Genomic DNA, 24,672 nt, shown 5'->3' on the forward strand with positions numbered 1-24,672 from the left:
GATCCCTATAATTTGCTCAAGACATCATCGCCCTTTTTCCGATTGTGCGTCGCCTTATTGCTACCGCCGTTATGAGCTTGTGCCTGGCCGGACTGGCCGGAATACTGGCGGCTACCGTGGTGCTGCAGGCAGGCTGGTATGACGCTTCCGCGCTCCGCCCGCATTTCCAGTTCGTGCACACGCTGATCGAGCGCGGCATGCAGCAATCGGTACGCTTTCACGCGCGCGAAATCGCGGCCCCTTCGGCGCCGGCGGGCGCCTCGGCGCGCGGCGGCGTCCTGTTTCGCCAGCACTGCGAACAATGCCATGGCGGACCAGGTGTGCCGATGGGCGTGATCGGCTTGAGCATGCAGCCGGTCCCCGGCCCGCTGGCCGACGCGGCACGGCGCTGGAAAGCGCGTGAAATGTACTGGATTACCGCAAACGGGATCAAGATGAGCGGGATGCCCGCATGGCGCTTCCATCTGAGCGAGCGCGAAATCTGGGACGTAGTCGCCTTCCTCGGCCTGCTGCCTGCAATGACGCCTGCGGACTATATCGCAATCGAAAGGCCGCCTGCGCCGCCCCCGCCCGACGCGCCGGTCGAGCAGTCGGTGGGCCACGTACCGGACCGCGAGCGCGGCAGGCTGGCGCTGACCCAGTTTGCCTGCCAATCCTGCCACCATGTCCCGGGCGTTACTGGCCCGCTGACCTTCGTTGGCCCCAATCTGGACGGGCTGGCGCAACGCAGCTTCATCGCCGGCAAGCTGCCGACAAGCGAAGAAAACCTGGTGCAATGGATTCGCGCGCCGCAGCAGGTCAAACCCGGTACCGCCATGCCGCAGCTTGGCGTGCCGGAGCGCGATGCGCGCGACATGGCCGCCTACTTGCTGCAGGCCACCCGGTGATTACTGGTCCAGCTGCTTCTGCGTCTGGTACAGGCGGGAATAAATGCCGCCCTTCGCCAGCAGCGCTTCGTGGCTGCCCTGCTCCGCAATGGAGCCTGCCGACATGACCACGATGCGGTCAGCGTTCTCAATAGTGGACAGGCGGTGTGCGATGACGACCGTGGTGCGGCCTTCCATCAGCTTTTCCAACGCAGCCTGCACCTGCCGTTCGGACTCGGTGTCCAGCGCACTGGTCGCCTCGTCCAGGATCAGGATAGGCGCGTCCTTGTACAAGGCGCGCGCGATGGCCAGGCGCTGGCGTTGGCCGCCCGACAGGCGCATGCCGTTTTCGCCGACCTCGGTCTGGTAGCCCTGAGGCTGGCGCATGATGAAGTCATGCGCATAGGCCGCGCGTGATGCCGCTTCGACCCGTGCCAGATCCGGTGCCGGATCGCCGTAAGCGATATTGGCGGCCAGCGTATCGTTGAACAGCACCACGTCCTGGCTCACCAGGGCGATCTTGCTGCGCAGTTCAGGCAGGCGGTATTCGCGCAAGTCCACGCCATCGAGCAGGATCCGGCCACTGCTGACGTCGTAGAAGCGCGGCAGCAGGCTGGCCAGCGTGGTCTTGCCGCTGCCCGAGCCCCCCACCAGCGCCACCGTCTCGCCGGCGGCGATGTCGAGCGACAGCGAGCGCAGCGCCGGCGCCGCTTCCGGGTCGTCCGCATTGTAGCGGAAGCCAACATCGACCAATTCAATGCGGCCTTTCACATTATCCGCCGGGCGCGTGCCGGTATCGGCTTCCATTGGCGCATCGATCAGGCCAAATACCGATTCCGCAGCGGCCAGGCCGCGCTGCAGGGGTTCATTCAGCTTGGTCAGGTTCTTGATCGGGCCTTGCAACGACATCAGGCAGGTGATGAAGGCGACGAAAGCACCGGGCGTCAGTGCCCCTGCCTGCGCGCGCAGCAAGGCGTAATAGATCACGGCCGACAAGGTAGCGCCGACCATCAACATGATCAGGCCGGAATTCATCGCCGCAGTCGAAGCGTGCTTGACGGCCAGTTGGCGATTCAGCTTCACCACTTCATCGAAGCGCTTTTGCTCGTAGGCCTGGCCGCCGAAAATCTTCACTACCCGCTGGCCGCCGATGCTCTCGTCCAGCACGCGGGTCAGCTCGCCCATTGCATGCTGGGCGCTGGAACTGAGGCGGCGCATGCGGCGGGCCGCGATGGTCACGACCAGTGCCACCAGGGGCAGCAGCACGAGGCAGAACAGGGCCAGCTTCCAGTCGATATCGAACAGCGAACCAAGGAAGCCGATCACCGCCACCGTGTCGCGCACGGCGATGGTCAGCACGCTGAGGCCGGCCTGGGTCACCTGCGTGGCATCGAAGGCAATGCGCGACAGCGTGGTGCCGGTCGAAGACTGGTCGAAATAGCGGTTGGGAAGACGCAGCACGCGGGCAAACATCTGCTCCCGCACATTGGCCTGGACGCGCTGGGTCAGCCATGCGGAACCGTAGTCGCCGGTAAACGTGCTGACCATGCGCAACAGGGCCAGGGCCATGATCAGGGCCGGGATCGCCCACAGCGCAGCGGCGCCGGGATCGGTCGGCAGGATGCTGTCGAGCCAGGCATGCACCATCGCCAGCGCCCCGCTCTGCGGCGCCGCGCCGGCGACCGCGTTCGGCTGCACCGCATCGACCACATTCTGCAGCTGGCGTATCAGCAGCACGTCGGTCATCGACGCCACGCCCACGCCGACCAGGGTCACCAGGGCGGCCCACTTATAGGGGAGGAATTCCTTGATCAGGCGGACGTAGAGTTGGCGGCTTTGCACTATGGTTGGGGATTGATTGGCAACCCCGAATTGTACCAAAGCAGGAATGCGGGAACCGTGGCAGAATGGCCAGCTCCTCAATGTTAAGGAAAAAACCACATGCGCAACGACAGCCAATTCCATGCCCTGCACCAGGATGGCATCCTGCTGCTGGCCAATTGCTGGGACGGTGGTACCGCCCGCATCGCCGCCCTGGCCGGCGCCAAGGCACTCGCAACCAGCAGCGCGGCAGTCGCCTGGGGCCACGGCTACGCCGACGGTTCGCAGCTGCCGACCGCCCTGTTACTGGAAACCGTGCGCGACATCGTCCGCGCCAGCGCCTTGCCGCTGACGGTCGATATCGAGGACGGCTATTCTTCCGATCCGGAAGTCGTTGGCCAGTTTGTCGTGCAACTGGTCCAGGCCGGCGTTGTCGGCATCAATATGGAAGATGGCGGTTCGCCGCCGGAGCTGCTGGCGCGCAAGATCGGCGCAGCGCGCGCGGCGGCCGCTGCGGCCGGCATCGACCTGTATATCAACGCCCGTTGCGACGTCTACCTGCGCGGCCTGGCCGAACCGGGCGCACGCGTGGCAGAAACCCTGCGCCGTGCAGCGTTGTACCAGGAAGCGGGAGCCAGCGGCCTGTTTGCCCCGGGCGTCACGGACGAGGGTGAAATTGCCGAGCTTGCAAAAGGCACACCAATGCCGCTCAATGTGCTGGCCCGTCCCAACCTGGCGCCGCCTGCGCGCCTGGCCCAGCTGGGCGTGCGCCGCCTGAGCGCCGGATCGTCGCCGGCCGAGGTAATGATGGGCCGGCTGAGGGTGTATATGGAACGCTTCCACCAGACCGGCGCCATCGACGATGAGCAGACCTTCCAGTACGGTGCGCTCAACCAACTGATGTCTACTGCACGATAGTGGCCGGTTCGCTCCAGTAGAAGTACAGGTCCTTCGTCCGTCCAGGCTGCACTTGCACCTCGCGGCGTTGGACCTGGCCATCGGCCGCCGTAGCGGTCACGCGGTAGCGGCCAGGCTCCAGGTTAACGAACATCAATGGCCCGGCGTCGCGGGCGTTGACGTTGGTGTGGCCTTTCGCATCAGAGATCTCGACCTGGACGTCCGAGCGGTACTCGCCGGTGCCGCGGGTCGCGAAGGTCATGCGCACGTTGTAATCCGGCTTGCTGGCGAGCATTTGGCCACGCTCTTCAAGGCCGACGCCGCCAGTCACGAATTGCGGCTCATCGGCCGCCACTGCTGCGCCGATGGCGCTGCAAGCCAGGGTGAAGGCGAAAGTAATGTTTCGTACAAACATGATGCACTCCTTTCCTTTTTCAGGCTTGCCGCCAGTATTCTCCCCTCTCGCCCGGCACGCTATCAGCCATCGTGTCGTTTCCATGTCGGGGAAAGCCTACATACCCCTATTTCCTACGTTGCCAAACTGTTAGACTCTTGAACTTTGCTAGCAACACTTTTAAGTAACGTTGCAAAAATAATCATATAAAGCAAGGCACTAGGGGTAATCATGTCGAATTGCGGGGCGCATCTGCGCCCGACCATGTTGGCGGCCGCGGTCTCCAGCATTCTTTGCGCGCCTGTCATCGCGCAAAGTCAAACTGAAGAGCAAATTCCGGAAGTCCTCGTGACGGCCCAGCGCATCGCTGCGCCCGAATCGCGCACACCGGTCGCCATGTCGGTCCTCACTGCCGAGCAACTGGACAAACTCGGCATCGACAACGCGGCCGCCATCGGCAAGCGCCTGCCCAATGTGCACCTGGACGGCGCGCCGGACGGGCTGCGCATCACGATCCGCGGCGTGTCCAATTCCGACGTGACGGAAAAGGGAGATCCTTCGGCCGCCTTCATGCTGGACGGAATCTATATCGCCCGCCCCCAAGCCCAGACCCTGGGCTTCCTGGACGTGGACCGCATCGAAGTGCTGCGCGGTCCGCAAGGCACCCTGTATGGCCGCAACACCACGGCCGGCGTGGTGAACGTCATCAGCAATGCGCCAACCCAGCGCTGGGAAGGCGCTGCCGGCCTTGCGCTGGGCAATTTCCATTCGCGCGTAGCGAACGCCATGCTCAACCTGCCGGTCAATGACATGCTCGCCCTGCGCGCCGCAGTAGCGCTCAGCAAGCATGACAGCTACCTGCGCAATGGCCAGGGCACCGGCCATGAACTGGGCCAGGACCGCGACGACCGCGCCGCGCGCCTGTCCGCCAAACTGGCCCTGGGGAGGTCGGCCTCGCTGCTGCTGCGCTACGAACACGCCACGCAAAACGGCAATATCGACAACATCGTCCCGGACACCAATTTCTACAAGGGCGTCGAGACAGGCAGACCCACCTGGTATGACGCCGGCACCGATGAGCGCCTGACCAACCATTTCAGGCCCTTCAATACAAAGCTCGAGCAGGGCTACAACCACAAGTCGACCGACAGCCTGGGCGCCGAACTCTCGTGGAACCTCGGTCCCGTCACCCTGGACTACCTTGGCTCGCACCGCAAGAACGAACACGACTTCCTGGCCAACTTCTACTACCGCGTGCAACCCACGCTGGCAATCGGCGTGCACGAGAATTTCTGGGGCGACCAGCGCCAGGATTCCCATGAACTGCGCCTGTCCACCTCCGGCAGCGGCCCGCTGAAGGCACAGGGCGGCTTGTATTACTTCCGTGAAGAATCGCACCAGCTGTATGTGTTCCGCGACCTGCAGCTGGTCAAGCTGCCGCCTTACTACGTGTTCCAGCATGGACCGACGATTTCGCGCAGCAAGGCCGCCTTCGGCCAGCTGACGTACAGCGTAACGCCGGACCTGCGCGCCACCGCGGGCCTGCGCTATACGGAGGACGACAAGTCGCGCGTTGGCTCGACCAACTTCCAGCAGGCGCACGAATTCAACGCCGCGACCGACCTCAAGATGCTGAACGACGCCACACTGGCCACCCACAAGACGACGTGGAAGCTGGGTGCCGAGGTCGACCTGGCGCCGGCGGCCATGGCTTATGCCAGCATCGCCACCGGCTACAAGTCGGGCGGCTTCAATGACGGCTGCCTGGCCGGTGCCAGCGCGCTGGGCATCGCCTGCCCGGCCGTGATCGCCGTGCCGGCAGAAACCCTGTTCTACCGGCCCGAAACGCTGAAATCTTGGGAAGCCGGGCTGAAAACGCGGTTCTGGAACAAGCGTGCCAGCATGAACCTGGCCATCTTCAACTACGACTATACCAACCTGCAGCTCTCCGGCGTTGCGATCGTGGCCGGCGCGCCGCGCTTCGTCACCCAGAATGCAGGCGCCGCCAGCGTCAAGGGCCTCGAGCTCGATGGGCAGGTACGTGCCACCCCTGCCGACAGCTTCACCTACGGCTTCACGCTGCTGGATGCCCATTATGTCAGCTACCGGCCTAACGGCCTGGTTTCCTGGGCCGGCGAGCCGCTGGACCGGGCGCCGCATTCGGTGCTGAGCCTGGGCTGGGACCATAGCTTCCGCCTGCCTGGCGCCGCACTCACCGCCGGCATCGGCGCGCGCCGCAGCGCGGCCTACAACATCAGCGCTTCCAGCCAGTTGCTGCAATACCGCATCCCGCCGCGCACCTCCAGCGACCTCTCGCTGGCGTATCGCCCCGACGGTGCCAACTGGCGCCTGATGGCTCACGTGAAGAACCTGGAAAACAAGGTGCAGCCTGTCACCATCGACAGCTTCGGCATGGCTGCGCCGAGCGATCCACGGACCTTCGACATCCGTTTCGACTACCACTTCTAACCCGGAGACGTATGAAGTCGCTGCTGAACCAACTGCCCCGCATCACCCTCGTCCTGCTCGCCGGATTCCTGATCGCGCTCGCATCGCGTAGCTGGAGCGAAACGACGACCCTGTTGATCGTCAGTTCGATCCTGATGTTCGCCTGCTGCTGGGCCAGTGCCAGCCACTTCCTCGGGCACGCACCGGCGCTGCGCTTCGTCGTCATCGGCGTGGTCGTCGGCTGGTTCGCCGAGGAGATGGGCGCGCGTTATGGCTGGTTCTTCGGCTCTTACACCTATACCGACGTGCTGGGCCCGCGCATCGGCTCCGTGCCCTTCATCATCCCTCTGATGTGGTTTGCGCTGTGCTATGTCGCCTATGTGATCGCCAACCTGATCGTCTGGCAAACGCCGACCGACGGCGTGCCGTCGACGCTGATGACCTTCATCATGGCCTTCCTTGGCGCGATGATCGTGACCGCCTACGACCTGGGCGCCGATCCTTACATGGTCTTCACGCTCAAGGCCTGGATCATGACCAAGACCGATGGCGGCTGGTTCGGCGAAACGCTGCAGGGTTTTGTGGGCTGGATGACGATTTCCTTCGCCATCATTTACGGCTTCCGCCTCACGCTGCGCAACAAGCCGCCGGTTCCAAGCAGCAGGGTTACGCCCCTCTACGCGCTGGTACCCTTGCTGATCTACGGCGGCAGCATGGTATTCCAGGCCCTGAAAGGCAACCCGATCGAGACCCGTACCATCGCCCTGTTCGCCATGGGAATTCCCGTCCTGACGGGCCTTTGCGGCTGGATGCGCTGGAAGGAAGCGCAATGAACGCGCCCATCGCAGTGGCCCCGACCCTGCGTGCCGACCCGCTCGCCGACGACGCCATCGCAGCCATCCTCCACGGCCACGAAGGCAGCCAGTGGGAAGCCATCGCCATTGTGAACCGCCTGCTTGGCGAGTGGCAAAGCAACGCCATCATCGCCGGCTGGCGCGCCCCCGAAGGCACCCCGGCGCCGATAGCGGCCGCGCTGGAAGCCTATCTTGCCGCAGGCTCGCGGCTGCCTGAATGGGCCGATGCCGCCCGCATCGCGCGCTCGGAAGAACTGTTCTTCGACATGAGCATGCTGTCCTGCAGCCTGCTGTTCTGCGCCAGCCTGCCCGAATGCTATGTCGTGCCCGACCTGGCGGGCGTGCTGCACGTCGCCGGCCAGCTCGAAGCCCACACCGACTACCGCGTGCGCTCCACGGCCGCCATGATCTTCCCGGTCATGATGCACGGCGGCCTGACCAGCCCGGAGGGCGGCGGTGTCGCACAGATCCTCAAGGTGCGGCTGATCCACGCCACTATCCGCCACCTGATCTTGCGCGGCAACCCTTCCGACGCAGTCCTTGAAGGCGGCAGCGCCGTGGCGCCGATGGATGCGCCCTGCCGCAATGTGCACGACACCCTGTACAACCATGGCTGGGACGTCGCCGCCAACGGCCTGCCCTGCAACCAGGAAGAACTGGCCTACACCCTGCTCACCTTCCACTATATTTTCCTGCGCGGCCTGCGCAAGCTTGGCCTGGGCCTGCCGCGGCAGGACGAACAGGCCTACCTGCATACCTGGAACGTGGTCGGGCACATCCTCGGCATCGAATCCGGCCTCATGCCGCAAACCATGGAGCAGGCCGAGGCCAGCTTCAACGACATCCAGGCGCGCGCCCGGCTGTCGCCCTACCTGCCCGACTCGCGCCCGGAACTTGGCGCGGCACTGATGAAGGCAATGCAGGACCAGATCCCGCTGCGCATCCTGAAGCCGTTCCCGGTCCTGCTTACGCGCTACCTGTGCGGCAAGTCCGCCCGTCTCGACCTGGCGCTGAACCAGCGCGTCAACCTGTTGTCACGCGCACTGTTCATCAGCGGCATGGTGGTGGTGCGCGGCGTCGACGCCCTAGTGCGTTTGGCCTTCCCCAATTTTTCGATCTGCCGCATGATCACCCGCATTTTCGGCTACCAGTTCACCGTGAAATTCCTGATGGACCAGACCCGCCCGCTGAAACTTCCGCCTGCGGTGCTGAACCAGGTGGACAGCGCCGTGCGCAGCTGGGGCAAGGATCCCAAGGCGCCGGCCTGGATGAATGCACTGGAAGCGCGCCTCGCCGGCCGTGCCCCGGCCAAGCCGGCAGGAGACCAGCAGCCATGCTGAAGCGCGTCCCCCTCGTTTTCTTCGCCCTCATGCTGGCGCTGGCGTCGAGCCTGTGCCTGGCCAGCGCCCCGGGAAGTGCGGCGCCGGCCCCGCTGGTGCTGGACGAACGTGCCGGTTCGCACGACGCCTGGCCCGCCGTCACGATCCTGAAAGACCCGGGCGGCACCCTTAGCGCAGCCGAGGTCCTGGCCGCTGCCGCCGGGTTCCAGAAGCCGCAATCGGCTTATGCCACGCTGGGGGTCAACAAAGGCACCGTGGTCTGGGTCCGCATCCCTGTCTTCGTGCCGGCCGACGCCACCGGCGAATGGACCCTCAACATCGATTATTCGCAGATCAACCGGGTCGACGTGTTTGCCGCCACCGATGGTGCGCTCCACAGCCACACCGTGACCGGCAACCTGCAGCCAGTGGTCGCACCGGGCGGCGGCGGCCGCACGCCGGCGGCAGCCTTGCGCCTGACGCCCGGCGCAGACCATGTGATCTTGCTGCGGGTCGAAAATGTCGGCTCGATGATCCTCCCGATTCACTTCTCCAAGGCCGCGGTCTACCACGCCTCCGCGCTGGCCGAGCAAATGCTGCAGGGGATGCTGATGGGCCTCAGCCTGTGCCTGCTGCTGTATAGCCTGGCCCAATGGGCCAATTTGCGCGAGCCGCTATTCGGCAAGTATGCCCTTCTGATCGCCGGCACCACCCTGTTCTCCTTCGAATTCTTCGGCCTGGGCAGCCAGTACATCTGGCGCGACAATGTGTGGATGACACTGCACGCCGGCGGCCTGTTTGCCCTGATGGCGTCCTGCGGCGGCTACCTGTTCGTCCAGCAGTCCTTGGCGCGCCCGGGCGTCGACCGTACTTTCTCGATCCTGATGAAGGCCGGTGCAGCGCTGGCCGCCCTGTTTGCCGTGGCCTATTGCCTCGATGTGATCAGCGTCGAAGGCCTGGTGGTCATCGTCAGCACCCTCGGCTTGCTGCCCATGCTGCTTGGCCTGCCGGGCGCCTACAAGCGCGCGCGCCGCGGCGATTCGGTCGGCATCTACTTCATGCTGGGCTGGGCAGTCAGTTTCCTGTCGTCGGTGGTGCTGAGCCAGGTCATCAGCGGCAAGATGGCGGCCAACTTCTGGACCATGCACGCCCTCCAGTTCGGCAATGCCTTCGACATGCTGGTGTTCATGCGCATCCTCGGCCTGCGCACCAAGGCACTGCAGAACGCCATGCTGCGCGCCGAAGCGGCCACCCGACTGAAATCCGATTTCCTGGCCAATATGAGCCACGAGATCCGCACCCCGATGAATGCCATCATCGGCATGAGCCGCCTGGCGCTGATGACCGATCCAAGTCCCAAGCAGCGCAACTACCTGGCCAAGATCCTCGGCGCAGGCGAACACCTGCTCGGCATCATCAACGACATCCTCGATTTTTCCAAGATCGAAGCCGGCAAGCTGGCCCTGGAAGCCGTGCCGTTCAGCCTGGATGAGATGCTGGACCACCTGTCCACCCTGACCGCCATCAAGACCGATGCGCGCAAGGTGGAGCTGGTGTTCCGCGTCGAACGCGGCGTTCCGCAAAAGCTGGTCGGCGACCCCTTGCGCCTCGGCCAGGTGCTGATCAACCTGACCAACAATGCCGTCAAGTTCACCGAACGCGGCGAGATCGTGGTGGCCGTCAAGGCCGTCGAGCGCTCTGCCGATGGCGTGGTGCTGCAATTCAGCGTCAGCGATACCGGCATCGGCATGAGCGAAGAGCAGCTCGCCCGGCTGTTCCAGTCCTTCAGCCAGGCCGACAGCTCGATCACGCGCAAATACGGCGGCACCGGCCTGGGCCTGAGCATCTCGCGCCAGCTGGTCGAGCTGATGGGCGGCAGCATCAAGGTGACCAGTACGCCTGGCGTGGGCAGCCGTTTCAGCTTCACCGTCAGGCTCGGCCTCGGCGATGCCAGCGCCGAGCCTCTTTCCTCCCCGACCGGCGGGCTGCAGCAGGCCCGCGTGCTGGTGGTGGACGACAGCGCCACGGCGCGCGAAGCGCTGGTGGAAATGCTCGGCACCTTCGGCGTGGCTGCGCAAAGCGCAAGCTCCGGCGAGCAATCGCTCAACATGCTGCTGCGCGGCGTGGAAAGCGGCATGCCCTACCAGGTGGTGCTGATGGATTACATGATGCCGGGCTGGGATGGCGTGGAAACCATCCACCGCATCCACGCCGACCCGCGCTTCGCTGCCCCGCCATCGATCCTGATGGTCAGCGCCTGCACCCGCGAAACGGTGCTGCAGGAGGAAGGCGAGCTGCCGCTGCAAGGCTTCCTGACCAAGCCAGTCGGCCCTGCGCTGCTTTATCACAGCCTGCTGCAAGTGCTGCGCCCCGAGATTGCCCAGCCGGCATCGCTGCAGGCGGAACAGCGCGGCGTGCCGGCCGAGGAGCTGGCGCGGCTGCACGGCGCCCGCGTGCTGCTGGTGGAAGACAATGCCAACAACCGCGAGGTGGCAGTCGACTTCCTGGAAACGGTGCGGGTGCACGTCGATGTCGCCGTTCACGGCGGCGAGGCGGTGCGGATGGTGCAACAAGGCGACTATGACCTGGTGCTGATGGACGTGCAGATGCAGGTGGTCGACGGCCTGAGCGCCGCACGCCAGATCCGCGCCATTGAAGCGCTGCGCGACCTGCCTATCCTGGCCATGACCGCACACGCCATGCCGGAAGACCAGGCCAGGAGCCTGGAAGCGGGCATGAACGACCATATCACCAAGCCGATCGATCCGGACGTGCTGTTCCGCGCCATGCTGAAGTGGATCGATCCTGCACGCCTGGTCGGGCGCGCCATTCCCGGCGCGCCCGCTGCAGAAAACCCGGCCGCGCCGGTCGCTGCGGCCTACCCGCCGCTGGCAGGCGTCGACTGGCAATATGCGTTGGCGCGCGCCGAACGCGATCCGGCCATTCTCGCCAAGCGCATGCGCAGCTTCTGCACCGAATACGGCGGCGGCCCGGCCTTGCTCACTGCCGCACTGGCCGACGGCGACTGGGCCCAGGTCGAGCGCCTGGCCCACAACCTGAAATCGAGCGCCACCTACCTCGGCGCCATCGGGCTCGCCCAACTGTCCGACATCGTCGAAGCCGGCATCCGCGATGGACGCCCCGAGCGCTGCACACGGGAGGCTGCGGACATGGCCAAGTCGCTCGGCATCATCCTGGCCGGCTTTGCAAATGCCTTGCAAGCGCCGACCAGCGCCAGCGAAAGCCAGACAGCCGACTTTGGCCGCCTGCTGCGTGAACTGGACCGCTACCTGCGGACCGACGACGCCCGTTCCGAAGATTTGCTGACCGAACTGAGCGCCCTTCTGACTGCGTCCGGCCACGCTGCGCTGCTGGCGCGCATCCAGCGTGCAGTGGACGAAATCGAATATCATGATGCCTTGAAACCGCTGGCCGAACTTGCACAAGCACTCGGCGTTGATATGGAATTGAGTGCATGAGCCAAAAGGTCTTAGTCGCGGACGATGACGGCATCAACCGCCAGGTTCTCGCGACCTTGCTGAAACCGGAGTATGTGGTACTGCTTGCCAAGACCGGCGAGCAGGCTATCGAGCGCGCCCAGCGCCACTTGCCAGACTTGCTGATGCTGGACGTGATGTTGCCCGACATGGACGGCTACGAAGTGCTGCGCCGACTGCGCGCCGACGCCGCCACTGCCCACATTGAAGTCATCTTCATCACCGGCATGGGGCGGCCCGAGGACGAAGCGCGCGGCCTCAAGCTGGGCGCAGCCGATTACATCACCAAGCCCTTCAACACCACGGTCGTGATGGCGCGCGTGGCCACCCACCTGGAAGTGGTACGGCAGCGCCGCATGCTCGAGCACCTGGCGCATATGGACGGCCTGACCGAACTGGCCAACCGCCGCCGCTTCGATGAAGTCTACGCAAGCGAATGGCAGCGCGCCGCCCGCCACGCACACACGATTTCAGTAGCGCTGCTGGACATCGACTGCTTCAAGCAGTACAACGACCATTACGGGCATCCGGCCGGCGACCGTGCCCTGCGCGCTGTGGCCCGCGTGGCGCGCAATGCCATGCGCCGCCCCTGCGACCTCGCCGCCCGCTATGGCGGCGAGGAACTGGTGATCCTGATGCCTGAAACCGACGCGGCGCAAGCCCTGTACGTGGCGGAGGGAATTCGTGAGGCAGTGGCCCAGTTGCTGATTCCGCATGAGCAATCCATTGCCAGCCCGCTGCTGACGGTCAGCATCGGCGGTGCAACCCTGCCGCCTGGCAGCCAGGAAAGCGCCTCCGCGCTGTTCGATGCCGCCGACGCGGCCCTGTACCGAGCCAAGGAAGCAGGCCGCAACCGCGTCAACTGGAGGATGTGATGGCCAAGAGATTGATGATCGAAGGTCTGGTGCAAGGCGTTGGCTATCGCTACGCGCTTGCAGAACGCGCAACAGCGCTCGGCTTGGCGGGCTGGGTGCGCAACCGTGCCAACGGAGCGGTCGAGGCCAGCGTGCACGGCCCAGCCGACGCGGTGAAAGCCATCATCGAATGGGCGCACCAGGGGCCCGGCACCGCGCGGGTTAGCCGCGTCCATGTGGCGGACGATCCGGAACCCGCACCGCCGGCCGCCACCTTCGACATCCGCCCGACGGTCTAAGCATAGTCACGCGCCAAATACGCGCAGGAGCAGCCAGCCGGGCAAGGCGAGGTATAGCGTAATATGTCCGGCACGCTCCAGGGCCAGGCGGATGCCGGCCGCATCGCCCGGGCGCAGCGCTGCTACCAGCATGCTTGCCGATTCAATCAGGGCGCGCACCAGTGCCGCCCCCAGCACCACGCCGATTGTCCACGCCGCCCACCACAGCCCGAAAGCACTCAGGTAGGCCGCCAGCCCGAAACTGTAATATTCGCCCAATGCGCTGCCATAGGCGATGTGCTGATGCAGGTGGAAAGCGGGAAGCGCCAACGCCAGCGGCAACAGGGCAAACTTGGCAAGCGGATGATCAAGCCGCGTCTCCGGCGCCATCAGCATGCGCCACCCCGGCGTGTTCGCCATAGCGGGCCCGCCGGCAGCGGCCAGCGCCGCCGCGAAGGCTGCCGGGTCCGGCAAGGCGAGTCCAACTGCCCAGTATTTCCCGGAGCGCAGGCGCAACGCCACGCCGCGGCCCGGCACCGGCAGGCGCCAGGGTTCGACGGCAGCCACCTGGTCCAGGGCCAGCGCCAGTTCCTGCGCACCACGCGCCAGTAGCAGCCGGCCCTCGCTCAATGTCGCCCGGGCCGAAAACGCCATCAGCACGCACCAGGCGATTGCCTCCGGCAGCAGGAACACCAGGGAGAAGATGCGCAACTGCCCAAGAGTATTGCCGCGCAGCGCTTCGTTCAGCAGCAAGGCCGCTCCCATGCCCAGCAAACCCGCACGAGAAATTACGCGCAACAGCCCGGCAACGATGCGTGCCGCCGGCGGCAGCACCGCCACGCGCATCGGGAATGCCGGCCTGGGCATGCGCGCCCTGGCGCCATCGTAGTGCGGCCGCCACGCCTGGCTAAGCGGCCTTACCGTCAGCACCAGCAACAGCGCGCAGCATGCCAGGCCAAGCCAGTCGCCCCACAGCACCATCAGGGTGGGCGCGGGGGAGCGCACCGGGAGGTCCGCAATGACCAGCGCAGGTTCGCCGACGCTGGTTCCGGCCAGGATGTCGCCGTTCGCATCGATCGCTGCGCTGTAGCCGTTTGTCGTCACGCGAAATTGCGGCAGGCGCGTTTCGATGCTGCGGAAGGCCGCTGCGGCCTGGTGCAGCCGCGCACCCGGCCCCTCCCCGCTGAACCAGGAATCGTTCGACATCGTCAGGATCACCTGCCCGCCAAGCCGCGCGCCGGCGATGGCCAGGGCCGGGTCGACGTCATCGCGGCAGATCAAGGGCAGCACCGCAATCTCGCGCCCGTCCGCCAGGCGCAAGGGGAACACCCGCGCGCCGCTTCCGGCCTGCCAGTTGCCAGCCCAGGGCAGAAGCCTCCGCAAGGCCGGCACATCAAGCCACGCCGGCAGGTATTCGGTGAACAGGAACAAATGCGACTTGCGATAGAACCCCAGCAAGCCCCGGCCCGGCTGCACAAAGGCCGCGGCGTTATATTCGCCCTGTTCATCCCGCTCATAGGTCCCGAACACCAGGGGTACCGAGGCCGCATTCACGTATTCAATGATCTCCCGGTCGAATTCCGCGCCGGCCTCGCTCTTTGGTTTGCCGAACGTGGTCGGATACGCTGTCTCGGACCAGAGCAAGGCTTCCGCACGCTGGCGCGTCACCGCGTCATACCCCATCGAGAAATGCCGGTCCAGCACCTCGCGTACGAGCGCGTAAGCGCCCTTCTCCAGCCGCTGCCTTTCATAATCAACCACGTTTGCCTGGATCAGCCCCATGCGCAGCGGTTTTCCTGCCGTGCTGGCGGCGTACGGTGCACTGCCCGAAAGCGCCAGCGCACCGTACGCCGCCAGCACGGCAGGGACCAAGACCGCCAGGGCCAAGGGCTTCGCGCTTGCCCGCCAGCCCTGGCCATGCCGGGCGATGGCCGCCGCCACGCCCTCGTTGGCCAGCAGGAGCAAGAGCGTCAGTCCCGCGCTCCCGCCCACGTCGGCCGCCTGCCGCAGCAGGCGCGAAGGGTACAGGCCGTATCCGAGCGTATCGCCAAGCATGCGCGGCACCAGCCACTCCACTGCCACCCATGCCGCAGCCGCCGCCAACGCGCATACGGCCCGCCCGTACCAGCGCCCGGCGGCGAGGCGGACCAGTCCATAAGCAAGGAACTGCGGCTGGAACAAGGGCGCAGCAAGCAGCAGCAAGGCAACTCCACTGGCCTCCCCGGCCTGCGTATAGCGCCCAAGCGCAGCGCCAAACCACGCAAAGCCCGCCGCCGTGTAGGCGAGCGACATCGCCCAGGCAAGCAGCAGCGTTCCGGCAAGGGAACGGCGGCAGTCAAGCGCCCGGAGCCAGGGCACAAGAAGCAGGAATCCGAGCACCCAGCCCGCGCCGCCCTGTGCATACACGGCAGTCATCGCAGCGCTGGCGAGAATGCAGGCAAGCGGCTTCATTGTCCGGAGGTGTCAAGTGGAGGCGGGATCACGATCCGCCGCAACGGCAGGCCCGGCGGCGCCATTTCAGGAGGAACGATGCGGTCTTTCGGCATCTCAAGGGGCCGGTTCGATGCATCGTAGAGCTGGAAGTCCGGCGCAAACATCAGGACAGGTTCGATGGACTGGCCATCGTCGGTGACCTGGTGGTGCCGTACGTACCCCGCAGGCAGCGGGAAATCCTTGGGCACGGCCAGGCCGACCAGGGGTGGGCTGGTGCCGGGCGGATTGAACGCGCCCAGCCCGGTGTGCACGCCTTGCTCATTCAAGCGCTTGATCACTTCATTCATGGTCGGCTTCTCGCCCCGCATGACGTAACTGCGCAAGTCGCGCGTCGGATCTGCATCGCCTTCCGGCGCAGGCAGCGTCTTGCGCTGGGTCCCTTCGCGTGCAACTGCCGGCCCGGCAATGGCGGCCGAGGCTGGTCGTCCGGCAGCCGCCACGCTTGCCGGGGCCTGCGCCTGGCCCGCCCCGGCTGCGGCGTCGCCGCGCGCGAAATACCAAAGAAAGAAAGCCAGGCTGGCCGCGCCAACGGCCAGCAGCAGCGCCGCCGCCAGGTAACCCGGGCTGGGGCGCCAGGAACTCATGGCGTTGGCGAGTTGAAGACCGATACCGCCCACCCCATGCGTTCATGCCCGAACTGGTTCCAGATCGGGTTCTTGCCCGCGCTGAAGGAGGTGTAGCGTGGCGCCCCGGTACCGGTAGTCCCGCCGAACAGCCCTGCCGTGACCGTGCTGCCGGTATAAGTCGGGTGCGTATCGTCCGACTGGATGTAGTCGTAGCTGCTGCCGGCCGACACGAAGTGCGTGTTGGCGTCGCGGATGGTGGAGCGCAGCGTCGAGGTGATGCGGGTCACATAGCTGGCCTGGCTCTCGCCGGCCACATAGCGCAGCGCATCGGAATCGGCGATGCCGTCGCCGTTGCTGTCGTAATCGGCACCCATGTATTGCGCGAAGTTGTCGGCGCACTGGAAGCCTTTCTGGCGCGCGGTATCGCACATCATGAAGTTCATGCGCGCCAGGGCCGGCAGGAACTTCTGCTGCATGTTGACGGTGGCGCCGGTATTCGGATCCTTGCAGGAGCTCTGCACATTGTCGGCCGCATAGCCGGGATAGTGCAGGTTCGAGATGACCTTCACCTTCACGCCCGAATAGGCGTTGGCGTTGATGTAGTCCATGGCCGCCGCGACGTAGGTCTTGCAGCTGTTCTCGGCAGAGGTCAGCACTGAGTCGTCGCAGGTGCCGGTCTGGCCCTTGAAGGCGGAGCGGGCCTGCAGCCCGTCGTTGCCGCACATTTCGAAGGTGACCACGCGCGTATTGCTGGCCTGCATGTAGGATCGCTCGGCGACAATTTTGTTGTTGTAGACATCAGAGGCCACGGCGCCGGACTTGGCGCGGCGCACGCTTTCAATGTCGGCATTCCAGGCCGCGGACAGGTATTCCGCGTCCACCGTCGGCGCCGAATACTTGGCCGCGCTGGTGATCGAACCGTTATAGCCCGCATAGATCGAATCGCCGTAGGCCACGACGCGGTACTTGGTGCTGGTGCCGGCGCGGTCGATGGTCCAGGATACGTTTTGGGTCAGGGTGTTTGCTGCTGCCTGTCCCCCGAGGGTGAAGAAGACTACTGCGGCCAGAAGCGTGCTGCGAATGCGAGTTTGCATAGAGTGTCTCCGATCATTGAAGTAATTGTTCGAATCGACCAGCCAACAACTCATCTTAACGCCGCCCTGCGCGGCCACCACGGCCTGGCTCGCCAGGACACGCAAATGGCCGCCCAGGCACTGGCGCCTGTCGCGCGCGGGCCACGAACCGGCCCTGATGCGGCATAATATGGCATGCTGAAACTGACCTTCCTTGGCACCTCATCGGGCGTGCCGACCATCCGGCGCAACGTCACTGCGCTGGCCTTGCACTCAACAATGAACCGCGACTGGTGGCTGGTCGATTGCGGCGAGGCTACCCAGCACCAACTGCAACGCATTCCGCTCACCGTGCATGAGCTGGCCGGCATCTGCATCACCCACGTCCATGGCGACCATAGCTATGGCCTGCCTGGGCTGCTCGCAAGCGCCTCCATGACCGGCCGCAAGAAGCCGCTGATCCTGATCGCACCGGCCGCCGTCAAGGCCTGGCTCGATGCCACCATGCTGCACACAGAGCTCTTCCTCACGTTCGACATCATCCATGTCGACGTCGCGCGCCAGCGCCTGGTGCACCAGCAGGATGGGCTGAAGATCGAGCGCTTCCCGCTGTCGCACCGCGCGCCAAGCGTCGGCTTTAAGTTTAGCTTCGAAAAGACTACATGGAAGGCTGATAGTGACGCCTTGCGCGCGCGCGGCGTGCCTCCCGGCCCGGCCTGGGGCCAGCTCCAGCACGGCAAGGACGTCCGGCTGGACGATGGCACGCTGCTTGCCGCTGCCGAGTTCCGCTCGCAGCACGTCGAACGCGTGAGTGCGGTCATCGGCGGCGACAACGACGCCCCTTCGCTGCTGGCCGAAGCCTGCCAGGGCGCCGACCTGCTGGTCCACGAAGCGACCTACACCGAGGCGGTGCTGCAGAAAGTCGGTCCCGGCCCGCAGCACAGCTCAGTGCAGCGCACCGCCAGTTTCGCGGCGGCGGCCGGCATGCCCAACCTCGTCCTCACCCACTTCAGTCCGCGCTACGACAATCCTGAAGGCATGGCCGAGGTGGAAGCCGAAGCGCGCCAGCATTACAGCGGCACGCTGTTCCTGGCCCACGATTTCGATACCTACGAACTTAGCGACGGCACCCTGGCCAAAATCGCGCCAGCGCCGCGCGTGAAATGACACATGACAGCAATCACCGAATTCCGTACCCAAGCGCCGGCCCCCGAGTACGACCATCCTCGCGAGGAGCGCCGGCTGGCCGGCAATCCCAAGCGCACCACCTGGAACCATTTCACCAACGCCAGCGGCGAAGTCCATGCCGGTATCTGGGCCTGCGAAAGAGGCAGCTGGCGCATCGCCTTTGCCCCCAACAAGGATGAGTATTTCTGCGTTCTCGAAGGCCGCTGCCGCGTGATCGACGAAAATGGCCACGCCGCCGAAGCCGGCCCCGGCGACGCGCTGGTGATCCCGGCAGGCTTCAAAGGCGTGTTCGAGGTCCTTGAGCCGGTCCGCAAGCACTACGTCATCGTCGAGCGGCAGCCGTAGGCCGCCCCCAGGTTAGGCGCAAGATGGCCTGTTCGTGTCGCCGGTCGTGCTTAGCTGGCCTGGATTTGCAAGATGCAGGAAGGCCGCGCCGATCTTGCCGCGCATATCCCCCATGCCTTCATCTGTTGCCGGCCCGACGGCGCGCAGAATCCGGATGATATTGGCGCCGACGCTGACCGGGTTGCGCGGTTCGCCTATCTCCTCCGCCCAGCCGCCATGCATCGGATTCCGTTCGTGGCAGCTGTGCCAGTCGCCGTCCTGGCCCTGGTAGCTGTGGAACGCCTTGACGGCCCCCAGGCAAAACGGTCCCCTTCGCCAACTTCGCTTTCCACGTGCCCACCCGCAAGTGCGTCTTCCTATATAGCATTTGCGATCCCCAGCACGGCAGGCTATTGGTCGCCTGCAGCTTCGTTTTGCATAACAAGTACATTACCCGGTCCGCACGACATTCGGCGAATCGTTCCACCTTACGCCATACAGGAAGCTCGGCCCGCTGTCGGTCGCGGCCAGCTCATCCAGTCTCCTTATGCTGATTGTGGCTGGTCGATCTTACGCATCCAGTCTGGCGCCGGAATCTTGTGCCGGTCGTAGAATTTTTGCAGGCGCAAGCGCGTCGGCTGGCCCTTTCTCAGGCCAGCGAAATCGGCGGCGTTTGCGCCGAAGAACTTGCGTGCCACCTGCTTGCTTTCGAATACCCCCTCGAAATTCGCCAGGTAGGTCTCGATATGCCCTTGCGTGATCGTCATTTCCCAATCGGTGCCGTACATGAAGCGATTTGCGAGCGAAGCGCTGCCCTTGCCATCGGTTTCCTTCATCAGTTGCGCAAGCGCCGTCTTGAAGCTCTCCTTATGATCGACAGCCTCAATGAAGTAACCAGAATCCGCGTACGCATTGCAGCCAGCACCCTGGACCTGCATCAACCCCGCGAACTCCTTCGCCCGGGCATATGCGCCCGTCCCGCTCCCGCCAAACCCAGTGTCGCCGAAATGCCCGAAATTGATGCGTAGTCCGGGGAATTCCTTCAGCGCACATGCCCAGTATTCGGCTGCAGCCAGGCCTTCGAAATCGCTCGATGGGCCGTTCGATTGCGCCGTATGCGCCATGATGGGAATGTCGTTGTCGACGCAATGCCGGTACAGGGAGCGCAGCGCCTTATCGAGGCGCCGTCCAAGGTCGGGCAGCAACAGCCGTTCGTCGAACCATTGCTGGTGCCAGAACCCCGGCGATCTTTCTTGCAGCCGTCTATTGCCCAAAGCCGCGAACCCCATCGGCGGGTAGAGCTTCACACCGATACATCCTCGATCCAGCGCATCCTTGACCAGCTCCAGTGAGCCCGATGGCGCCAGTTTCAGGCCAAATGCGACCTCGCGCAAGGGATCGAACGGCACGAAGGCATGGACACGGCCGCCCGTTACGATCGCCATCTGTTCCATTGTTTCCACCTGTTCGACCAGCGACGACGCAGTCGGGCTCCCTCGTGCCAGCCACCAGTCGTAGTCGACCATCATCGGCATCAGCAGGTCGATGACCCGCTTGCCTGGTACGTTATAGAGGCCCAGGTAATCGTGCACGCTTACGTAGCGGTACTGGAAATTCTGAATGACAAAGGCGATGGCACCGCGCGCGCTGATGCGGGCGATGGCCACCAGTCCCTGGCCCTGTGCGGCGCCTGCGAGATACTTCCAGTATTCGCCATACGTCGGCATCTTTGACACCAGCTCGATTTCATCGGCTACCGCAGCCTCAGCCTGGATCGTCATGTCCAGAGCCAGAGCCTGGTCCTGCGCCTTCCACCTCGCACTCTTCAGGGCCGCTGAGGAGTTGAGTGCATTCGTCAGCTCCTGCACGGCATTCCTGAACGCTCTGTCAGCCATCGCCTGCACCATCGTCGATATCGCCAACTGGCCGCTACGATCGCCACACATTGCCAGTTTGCGCTTGATCTTTTCCAGTTCGGCCCGCTCTTCCCGGGCCTTGGGTGCGTTGGACCAGGCAGCCGTCTGCAGCAGCGCCCCTAGGATGGCGGCAACGCTGCCCGGCACGCCCACCTGGCGCGACATGACAAGTTCGAGAAAACTTTTTACCGGAAGGTCGGTTCCATTGAACACATGGGCGTGGACATCGATGGTCAGTTCCGCCTTAAGATCGCTGACCGCGTCGCTGTTCGGGCAATAGGGAATAATCTCCCGCGGTCCGAAAAGGCAGCAACCAGTCAAGCCCGGAAGGCCCAACACAGCTGCGCACTTCAGGAAGCTACGGCGACGCTCGATGCCATTCACGATATCCCCTGTCAGTTTTATTGTTGAGCAAGGCTAATCTTTAAACAACATCCTTGCAACAAACTGCTGAAACTTGCGCCGCAACCCGATGTTTTTTTGCTATCCTTCGCTCCTTTCGCCAAGAGGAGTAACAAATGAACTACGCCATGAAAGCCCTTGCGCTCAGCGCCAGCCTTGCCACCGTTTGCCTGCATGGCCATGCGGAAGTAATCGCCCTCAAACTGGCACCGGGCCTGTGGGAAGAAACCCGCGTCACCATGATCAATGGCCAGAATGTAGAGGAAGCGATGCGCAAAGGGCGCGAACGCATGATGGCGCGCCTGACGCCTGAACAGCGCAAGCAGATGCAGGACCAGATGGGACAAGGCAGCAACGCCGGCGGGACCCAGACCTGCCTGACGGCAGCCCAGGTGGCCAAGGGAGTCGACACCGAGGACATCAAGCGCAAGATGGAACAGTCGTCGCAAGGCTGCAAGCTGGACATCATCTCGGCCAGCAGCTCCAGCGCCAAGTTCAAGGCCGCCTGCATGGGTCCGCAGGGGACCAACTACAAAGGCAGCGGAGAGTACATCGTCGCCAACAGCAAGGAGTGGCGCTTCAAGATGGTCGGCGACGGCAAGGTCACCGGCCCGAATGGCGCGCCTGTGCCGCAAACGGGCGACTTCCACGCCACGCAGGAAGTGACCGCCCGCTGGAAAGGCAGCGACTGCGGCAGCGTAGCACCGCAGCAGGAAGGCTAAGGCTTTACCGCCACGAGGTTGATCAGGGTTTCCTCGCGTTCGGCCGGCGGATTGATGCGCAGCACGCGCTCCATCAATCCCAGGTCCTCGCGGCTCCACCACAGGAAGGGGTAGGAAACCGCGCTGTCAGGTACGCTGAAGCCGGCGTTACGCACCATCGCCAGGTATTCAGGCGCGGTCTTCTGCACGTCCATCGGATGGCGGAACAGGAGGCGGATGATCCAGGAATGGATGTAACGCCTGGTCGATTCGGCGAACAGCAGCACGCCGCCCGGCTTGAGCACGCGGAAGAATTCGCGGATCGCGTTTTCCTGGTCCACCAGGTGGTGGAAGGTCTGGTGGCAGAACAGCAGGTCCACCGAATTGTCTTCCAGCTTGATATTGGAGCTCGAACAGCAGATGAATTCGGCCTTGATGTCATGCGCGGCCACTTCCTTGGCCGCGTGCTGCAGCATCTCCGGGTCGATGTCCATGCCGATCAGGCGCTGCGGCGCGAAGCGCTGGTGCAGCTTCGGCAGGGAGCGGCCAAAGCCGCAGCCGACGTCCGCCACCACGCCGAAACTGGCCGGCGAACCCGGCATCAGGCGCTGCAGATCCTTCAGTGCACGCTCCAGCACGTGCACAGTCCACGTCTCGGTACGCAAAAACCATTTGCCAAACGCCGTCTCTTCAACGTGAACCTCACCGGACGACTGGATGCCTTCTAAACTAGCGCTCATATTCTTTTCTGTTTAAGTTGATACAAACGGCCTGCGAGAGGCGCTTGGTCAAATCACGTACAATATCGGGCCGATCTGTCCTGACCACCTTTTGCCGTGCTTTTCCTGCGCCTGCTACTTGCTGCCTTAACAATACTGCTACTTCCCCCGGGAGCGGCAGCGCAGGCCGACCAGGCCCCTGTGCGCTTCCTGCTCACGTTCGATGACGGCCCGGCCTGGGCCCCTTACTTCAATCCCACGGTGCGCATCCTTGAGACCCTGGAGAAGAATCCCTACCAGGACAACATCAAGGCCGTGTTCTTCACCCAGACGCGTGCCTGGAGCGGCGGCGGCACCGACAGGGGCCGCGCGCTGATCCGGCGCGAGCATGCCGAAGGCCACGTGGTCGCGCTGCACTCTGCGACGACCTTCCATTCCAACCACCGCCTCATGAGCCGTGAAAAGCTCGATGCGACCCTGCAGCTTGGCGTTGCCGACCTGCTGGCCGAAACCGGCGCTGTGCCCAAGCTGGTGCGACCGCCGTTCTGGGCCTATGACGCCGAGACGCTGGCGTCCTACCGCGCCCATGGCCTGAGCATGCTGCTGACCGACCTGAGCGCCAAGGACGGCGTGATCTACGTCTTCAACATGAGCTTCCACAAACGCTCCAACATGCTCAATATGCTGGCCGAAACCCGCAAGCGATGGGCCGCCGGCGCCATGCGGGCCGTCGACGGCGCCACGCCTGTCGTCGTCACCTTCCACGACGTCAACCGCCATACCGCCCGCCATTTCGAGGAATACCTCGGCATCCTGCTCGACGTGGCGCACGAACTGGAGATTCCGCTGGCCGACAAGCCTTTCTACGACAACCGCGACGAACTGGAACGCGCCGCCATGGCCTCCACTGTCGACACCCCGGAAAACGCCCCGCCCCTGCCCGGTCTTTGGCACTGGCTGTGGGAGCATTGATCAGGGCAGCCCGACCAGCACCGGCTGCGGCACGCTCGCCAACGGCACGGCGCTGCACAACACCACCGACAGCTCCTGGTGCGGCACGGCGACGCAATGGCCGCCAATCGCCAGGCCGAGCTTGATGCGCGCTTCCTTCTCGCTCCAGAGCCGATAGAATCCTTCAATTCTTGCTGCGTCATCCCAGCGCTGCATTTGCTGCCAGCGTGCCATTTCATCGGCGTCAAATGCCTGTTTTGCCAACGCCGCCAGGTCGCGCGCCGGGTCGCGCACTTCAATATCCAGCCCTACCGCATGCTCGCCGACGGCGCAGGCCACCCAGCGTCCGCTGTGGGAAATGCTGAACCCCGGGGCGCTGCCTCCCGGCGCCGGCGTCAGCAAGCGCGGCGCTTGGCTGCTGCGCTCCTCCAGCAAAACCTGCTGCGGTGGCACCCGCAGAAGCGGCGCCAGCGCCATGCGCAGCAACACCCGGCCTGCGACAAACTGGCGCTTGCGCTGTTCGCGTACGAAGCGGCCATGGCGCGCCAGTTCGCCCGGCGTCAGCCATGCCAGGTAGCGCTGCAGGCTTACCTCGGGCAGTGCATCCGCATCGGCCAGCCAGAGCAACATCCCGCGCGCCATGCGCCTCTTCTCCTTACCTGGCCAGCTTGACGAAATCGCCCTTCAGTGCGACGCCGGCCATCAGTGCGCCATCGGCGCATTGGAACTCGGTAGCGCTGGCGAACTCAACGTTATTGAAATTGCTGACGATATTGACGACGGCATCAGCGCCAATGTCTTGCGCGCGCTTCTGCAATTGCAGCATGGCGGACAGGAAGACGTAATTGCACGCCTTTTCAGCCGACTTGCCAAAACCGTTGGTGCGCTGGCTGGTCTTGTCGCTAATGATCTTGGAAGCAATGGCCGGCGTCGGCTGGCCGGCGAAGTAGAACTTGACCGAATCGCCCAGGCGTGCCTGCGCGTCGTTAGCGGCCATGGCGCCCTCGATCGGAAACTTCAGCATGTCGTTGCCAGCCGAAGCTGCCGACGATGCCATGAAGGCGGCGGCCATCACTGCTACAGAAATCATCTTTCTCATCTGGTCTTCCTT

General features: G+C 64.4%; 22 protein-coding genes. 12 read left to right on the plus strand and 10 right to left on the minus strand.

The window, feature by feature from the left end; genetic code table 11:
- Positions 1–71: 71 nt before the first annotated feature.
- Positions 72–887 carry a c-type cytochrome gene (locus ACN9MZ_RS16585; protein ID WP_426338081.1) on the plus strand — a complete coding sequence of 272 codons (816 nt, stop codon included), beginning with the start codon at positions 72–74 and terminating at the stop codon, positions 885–887.
- On the opposite strand, the gene msbA is transcribed toward ACN9MZ_RS16585, so the two are convergent.
- Entirely contained in the window at positions 888–2,708 is a 1,821-nt protein-coding gene (gene msbA, locus ACN9MZ_RS16590; protein WP_426338082.1) for a lipid A export permease/ATP-binding protein MsbA, read from the minus strand.
- Positions 2,709–2,807: 99 nt separating this feature from the next.
- Here msbA and ACN9MZ_RS16595 point away from each other — a divergent pair, with 99 nt between their 5' ends.
- Entirely contained in the window at positions 2,808–3,605 is a 798-nt protein-coding gene (locus ACN9MZ_RS16595; protein ID WP_426338083.1) for an isocitrate lyase/PEP mutase family protein, read from the plus strand.
- On the opposite strand, the gene ACN9MZ_RS16600 is transcribed toward ACN9MZ_RS16595, so the two are convergent.
- A complete protein-coding gene (locus ACN9MZ_RS16600; protein ID WP_426161732.1) occupies positions 3,592–3,999 on the minus strand; it encodes a carboxypeptidase regulatory-like domain-containing protein in 408 nt (135 codons plus the stop codon). The two genes, ACN9MZ_RS16595 and ACN9MZ_RS16600, sit on opposite strands and share 14 nt — an antisense overlap.
- A 210-nt stretch (positions 4,000–4,209) precedes the next feature.
- Here ACN9MZ_RS16600 and ACN9MZ_RS16605 point away from each other — a divergent pair, with 210 nt between their 5' ends.
- Genes ACN9MZ_RS16605 through ACN9MZ_RS16630 form a run of 6 tightly spaced genes read left to right on the plus strand, consistent with a single transcriptional unit; the run spans position 4,210 to position 13,249 of the window.
- The gene (locus ACN9MZ_RS16605; RefSeq protein ID WP_426338084.1) at positions 4,210–6,447 is read left to right on the plus strand and encodes a TonB-dependent receptor; all 2,238 of its coding nucleotides are present in this window, start codon (positions 4,210–4,212) and stop codon (positions 6,445–6,447) included.
- Positions 6,448–6,458: 11 nt separating this feature from the next.
- Positions 6,459–7,259, plus strand: coding sequence for a carotenoid biosynthesis protein (locus ACN9MZ_RS16610; protein ID WP_426161734.1), 801 nt, complete (start codon positions 6,459–6,461; stop codon positions 7,257–7,259).
- The gene (locus tag ACN9MZ_RS16615; RefSeq protein ID WP_426338085.1) at positions 7,256–8,620 is read left to right on the plus strand and encodes an oxygenase MpaB family protein; all 1,365 of its coding nucleotides are present in this window, start codon (positions 7,256–7,258) and stop codon (positions 8,618–8,620) included. The genes ACN9MZ_RS16610 and ACN9MZ_RS16615 overlap by 4 nt, the downstream gene beginning before the upstream one ends.
- On the plus strand, positions 8,614–12,078 hold the full coding sequence (locus ACN9MZ_RS16620) for a response regulator (protein ID WP_426338086.1): 3,465 nt from the start codon (positions 8,614–8,616) through the stop codon (positions 12,076–12,078). The genes ACN9MZ_RS16615 and ACN9MZ_RS16620 overlap by 7 nt, the downstream gene beginning before the upstream one ends.
- Positions 12,075–12,971, plus strand: a complete 897-nt coding sequence (locus ACN9MZ_RS16625; RefSeq protein WP_426338087.1) for a diguanylate cyclase — start codon at positions 12,075–12,077, stop codon at positions 12,969–12,971. The genes ACN9MZ_RS16620 and ACN9MZ_RS16625 overlap by 4 nt, the downstream gene beginning before the upstream one ends.
- On the plus strand, positions 12,971–13,249 hold the full coding sequence (locus tag ACN9MZ_RS16630; protein WP_426338088.1) for an acylphosphatase: 279 nt from the start codon (positions 12,971–12,973) through the stop codon (positions 13,247–13,249). Before ACN9MZ_RS16625 ends, ACN9MZ_RS16630 begins: the two co-directional genes overlap by 1 nt.
- 6 nt (positions 13,250–13,255) lie before the next feature.
- On the opposite strand, the gene lnt is transcribed toward ACN9MZ_RS16630, so the two are convergent.
- The 3 genes from lnt to ACN9MZ_RS16645 are packed head-to-tail and all read right to left on the minus strand — an operon-like array spanning position 13,256 to position 17,381.
- Positions 13,256–15,679, minus strand: coding sequence for an apolipoprotein N-acyltransferase (gene lnt / locus ACN9MZ_RS16635; protein ID WP_426338089.1), 2,424 nt, complete (start codon positions 15,677–15,679; stop codon positions 13,256–13,258).
- Positions 15,676–16,305 carry a hypothetical protein gene (locus ACN9MZ_RS16640; protein WP_426338090.1) on the minus strand — a complete coding sequence of 210 codons (630 nt, stop codon included), beginning with the start codon at positions 16,303–16,305 and terminating at the stop codon, positions 15,676–15,678. The genes lnt and ACN9MZ_RS16640 overlap by 4 nt, the downstream gene beginning before the upstream one ends.
- Positions 16,302–17,381 (minus strand): SGNH/GDSL hydrolase family protein, encoded by a 1,080-nt coding sequence (locus ACN9MZ_RS16645; protein WP_426338091.1) that lies wholly within the window; start codon positions 17,379–17,381, stop codon positions 16,302–16,304. Before ACN9MZ_RS16645 ends, ACN9MZ_RS16640 begins: the two co-directional genes overlap by 4 nt.
- Before the next feature lie 174 nt (positions 17,382–17,555).
- Here ACN9MZ_RS16645 and ACN9MZ_RS16650 point away from each other — a divergent pair, with 174 nt between their 5' ends.
- Complete coding sequence (locus ACN9MZ_RS16650) at positions 17,556–18,527, plus strand: ribonuclease Z (RefSeq protein WP_426338092.1); 972 nt, start codon at positions 17,556–17,558, stop codon at positions 18,525–18,527.
- Between the two features lie 3 nt (positions 18,528–18,530).
- Entirely contained in the window at positions 18,531–18,893 is a 363-nt protein-coding gene (locus ACN9MZ_RS16655; protein WP_426338093.1) for a cupin domain-containing protein, read from the plus strand.
- Positions 18,894–18,905: 12 nt separating this feature from the next.
- Here ACN9MZ_RS16655 and ACN9MZ_RS16660 read toward each other — a convergent pair whose 3' ends face one another.
- Positions 18,906–19,115 carry a hypothetical protein gene (locus tag ACN9MZ_RS16660; protein WP_426338094.1) on the minus strand — a complete coding sequence of 70 codons (210 nt, stop codon included), beginning with the start codon at positions 19,113–19,115 and terminating at the stop codon, positions 18,906–18,908.
- A gap of 302 nt (positions 19,116–19,417) precedes the next feature.
- A complete protein-coding gene (locus tag ACN9MZ_RS16665; RefSeq protein ID WP_426338095.1) occupies positions 19,418–21,172 on the minus strand; it encodes an amidohydrolase family protein in 1,755 nt (584 codons plus the stop codon).
- A gap of 134 nt (positions 21,173–21,306) precedes the next feature.
- Between ACN9MZ_RS16665 and ACN9MZ_RS16670 the strand changes: the two genes are divergently transcribed.
- Positions 21,307–21,912: a DUF3617 family protein gene (locus tag ACN9MZ_RS16670; protein ID WP_426338096.1), complete on the plus strand. Its 606-nt coding sequence runs from the start codon at positions 21,307–21,309 to the stop codon at positions 21,910–21,912.
- Here the strand turns inward: ACN9MZ_RS16670 and ACN9MZ_RS16675 are convergent.
- Positions 21,909–22,631: a class I SAM-dependent methyltransferase gene (locus ACN9MZ_RS16675; RefSeq protein WP_426338097.1), complete on the minus strand. Its 723-nt coding sequence runs from the start codon at positions 22,629–22,631 to the stop codon at positions 21,909–21,911. The two genes, ACN9MZ_RS16670 and ACN9MZ_RS16675, sit on opposite strands and share 4 nt — an antisense overlap.
- Before the next feature lie 180 nt (positions 22,632–22,811).
- Between ACN9MZ_RS16675 and ACN9MZ_RS16680 the strand changes: the two genes are divergently transcribed.
- A complete protein-coding gene (locus tag ACN9MZ_RS16680; protein ID WP_426338098.1) occupies positions 22,812–23,582 on the plus strand; it encodes a polysaccharide deacetylase family protein in 771 nt (256 codons plus the stop codon).
- Here the strand turns inward: ACN9MZ_RS16680 and ACN9MZ_RS16685 are convergent, their stop codons facing one another.
- Positions 23,583–24,203: a 4'-phosphopantetheinyl transferase family protein gene (locus ACN9MZ_RS16685; RefSeq protein ID WP_426338099.1), complete on the minus strand. Its 621-nt coding sequence runs from the start codon at positions 24,201–24,203 to the stop codon at positions 23,583–23,585.
- 13 nt (positions 24,204–24,216) lie between these two features.
- Complete coding sequence (locus ACN9MZ_RS16690; RefSeq protein WP_426338100.1) at positions 24,217–24,651, minus strand: excinuclease ATPase subunit; 435 nt, start codon at positions 24,649–24,651, stop codon at positions 24,217–24,219.
- Between the last annotated feature and the right edge of the window lie 21 nt (positions 24,652–24,672).

Origin of the sequence: Pseudoduganella sp. S-14 (assembly GCF_049913285.1) — a bacterium.
Lineage (GTDB): Bacteria > Pseudomonadota > Gammaproteobacteria > Burkholderiales > Burkholderiaceae_D > Rugamonas.

Excerpts from the sequence above, each read along its gene's own strand:
- ACN9MZ_RS16585 (WP_426338081.1), top strand. The coding sequence starts at position 72 with ATGAGCTTGTGCCTGGCCGGACTGGCCGGAATACTGGCGGCTACCGTG.
- ACN9MZ_RS16690 (WP_426338100.1), bottom strand. The coding sequence starts at position 24,651 with ATGATTTCTGTAGCAGTGATGGCCGCCGCCTTCATGGCATCGTCGGCA.
- ACN9MZ_RS16630 (WP_426338088.1), top strand. The coding sequence starts at position 12,971 with ATGGCCAAGAGATTGATGATCGAAGGTCTGGTGCAAGGCGTTGGCTAT.
- ACN9MZ_RS16660 (WP_426338094.1), bottom strand. The coding sequence starts at position 19,115 with ATGCATGGCGGCTGGGCGGAGGAGATAGGCGAACCGCGCAACCCGGTC.
- ACN9MZ_RS16620 (WP_426338086.1), top strand. The coding sequence starts at position 8,614 with ATGCTGAAGCGCGTCCCCCTCGTTTTCTTCGCCCTCATGCTGGCGCTG.
- ACN9MZ_RS16625 (WP_426338087.1), top strand. The coding sequence starts at position 12,075 with ATGAGCCAAAAGGTCTTAGTCGCGGACGATGACGGCATCAACCGCCAG.
- ACN9MZ_RS16650 (WP_426338092.1), top strand. The coding sequence starts at position 17,556 with ATGCTGAAACTGACCTTCCTTGGCACCTCATCGGGCGTGCCGACCATC.
- ACN9MZ_RS16655 (WP_426338093.1), top strand. The coding sequence starts at position 18,531 with ATGACAGCAATCACCGAATTCCGTACCCAAGCGCCGGCCCCCGAGTAC.
- ACN9MZ_RS16595 (WP_426338083.1), top strand. The coding sequence starts at position 2,808 with ATGCGCAACGACAGCCAATTCCATGCCCTGCACCAGGATGGCATCCTG.
- ACN9MZ_RS16640 (WP_426338090.1), bottom strand. The coding sequence starts at position 16,305 with ATGAGTTCCTGGCGCCCCAGCCCGGGTTACCTGGCGGCGGCGCTGCTG.
- ACN9MZ_RS16675 (WP_426338097.1), bottom strand. The coding sequence starts at position 22,631 with ATGAGCGCTAGTTTAGAAGGCATCCAGTCGTCCGGTGAGGTTCACGTT.
- ACN9MZ_RS16605 (WP_426338084.1), top strand. The coding sequence starts at position 4,210 with ATGTCGAATTGCGGGGCGCATCTGCGCCCGACCATGTTGGCGGCCGCG.
- ACN9MZ_RS16685 (WP_426338099.1), bottom strand. The coding sequence starts at position 24,203 with ATGGCGCGCGGGATGTTGCTCTGGCTGGCCGATGCGGATGCACTGCCC.
- ACN9MZ_RS16645 (WP_426338091.1), bottom strand. The coding sequence starts at position 17,381 with ATGCAAACTCGCATTCGCAGCACGCTTCTGGCCGCAGTAGTCTTCTTC.
- lnt (WP_426338089.1), bottom strand. The coding sequence starts at position 15,679 with ATGAAGCCGCTTGCCTGCATTCTCGCCAGCGCTGCGATGACTGCCGTG.
- ACN9MZ_RS16670 (WP_426338096.1), top strand. The coding sequence starts at position 21,307 with ATGAACTACGCCATGAAAGCCCTTGCGCTCAGCGCCAGCCTTGCCACC.
- ACN9MZ_RS16610 (WP_426161734.1), top strand. The coding sequence starts at position 6,459 with ATGAAGTCGCTGCTGAACCAACTGCCCCGCATCACCCTCGTCCTGCTC.
- ACN9MZ_RS16615 (WP_426338085.1), top strand. The coding sequence starts at position 7,256 with ATGAACGCGCCCATCGCAGTGGCCCCGACCCTGCGTGCCGACCCGCTC.
- ACN9MZ_RS16600 (WP_426161732.1), bottom strand. The coding sequence starts at position 3,999 with ATGTTTGTACGAAACATTACTTTCGCCTTCACCCTGGCTTGCAGCGCC.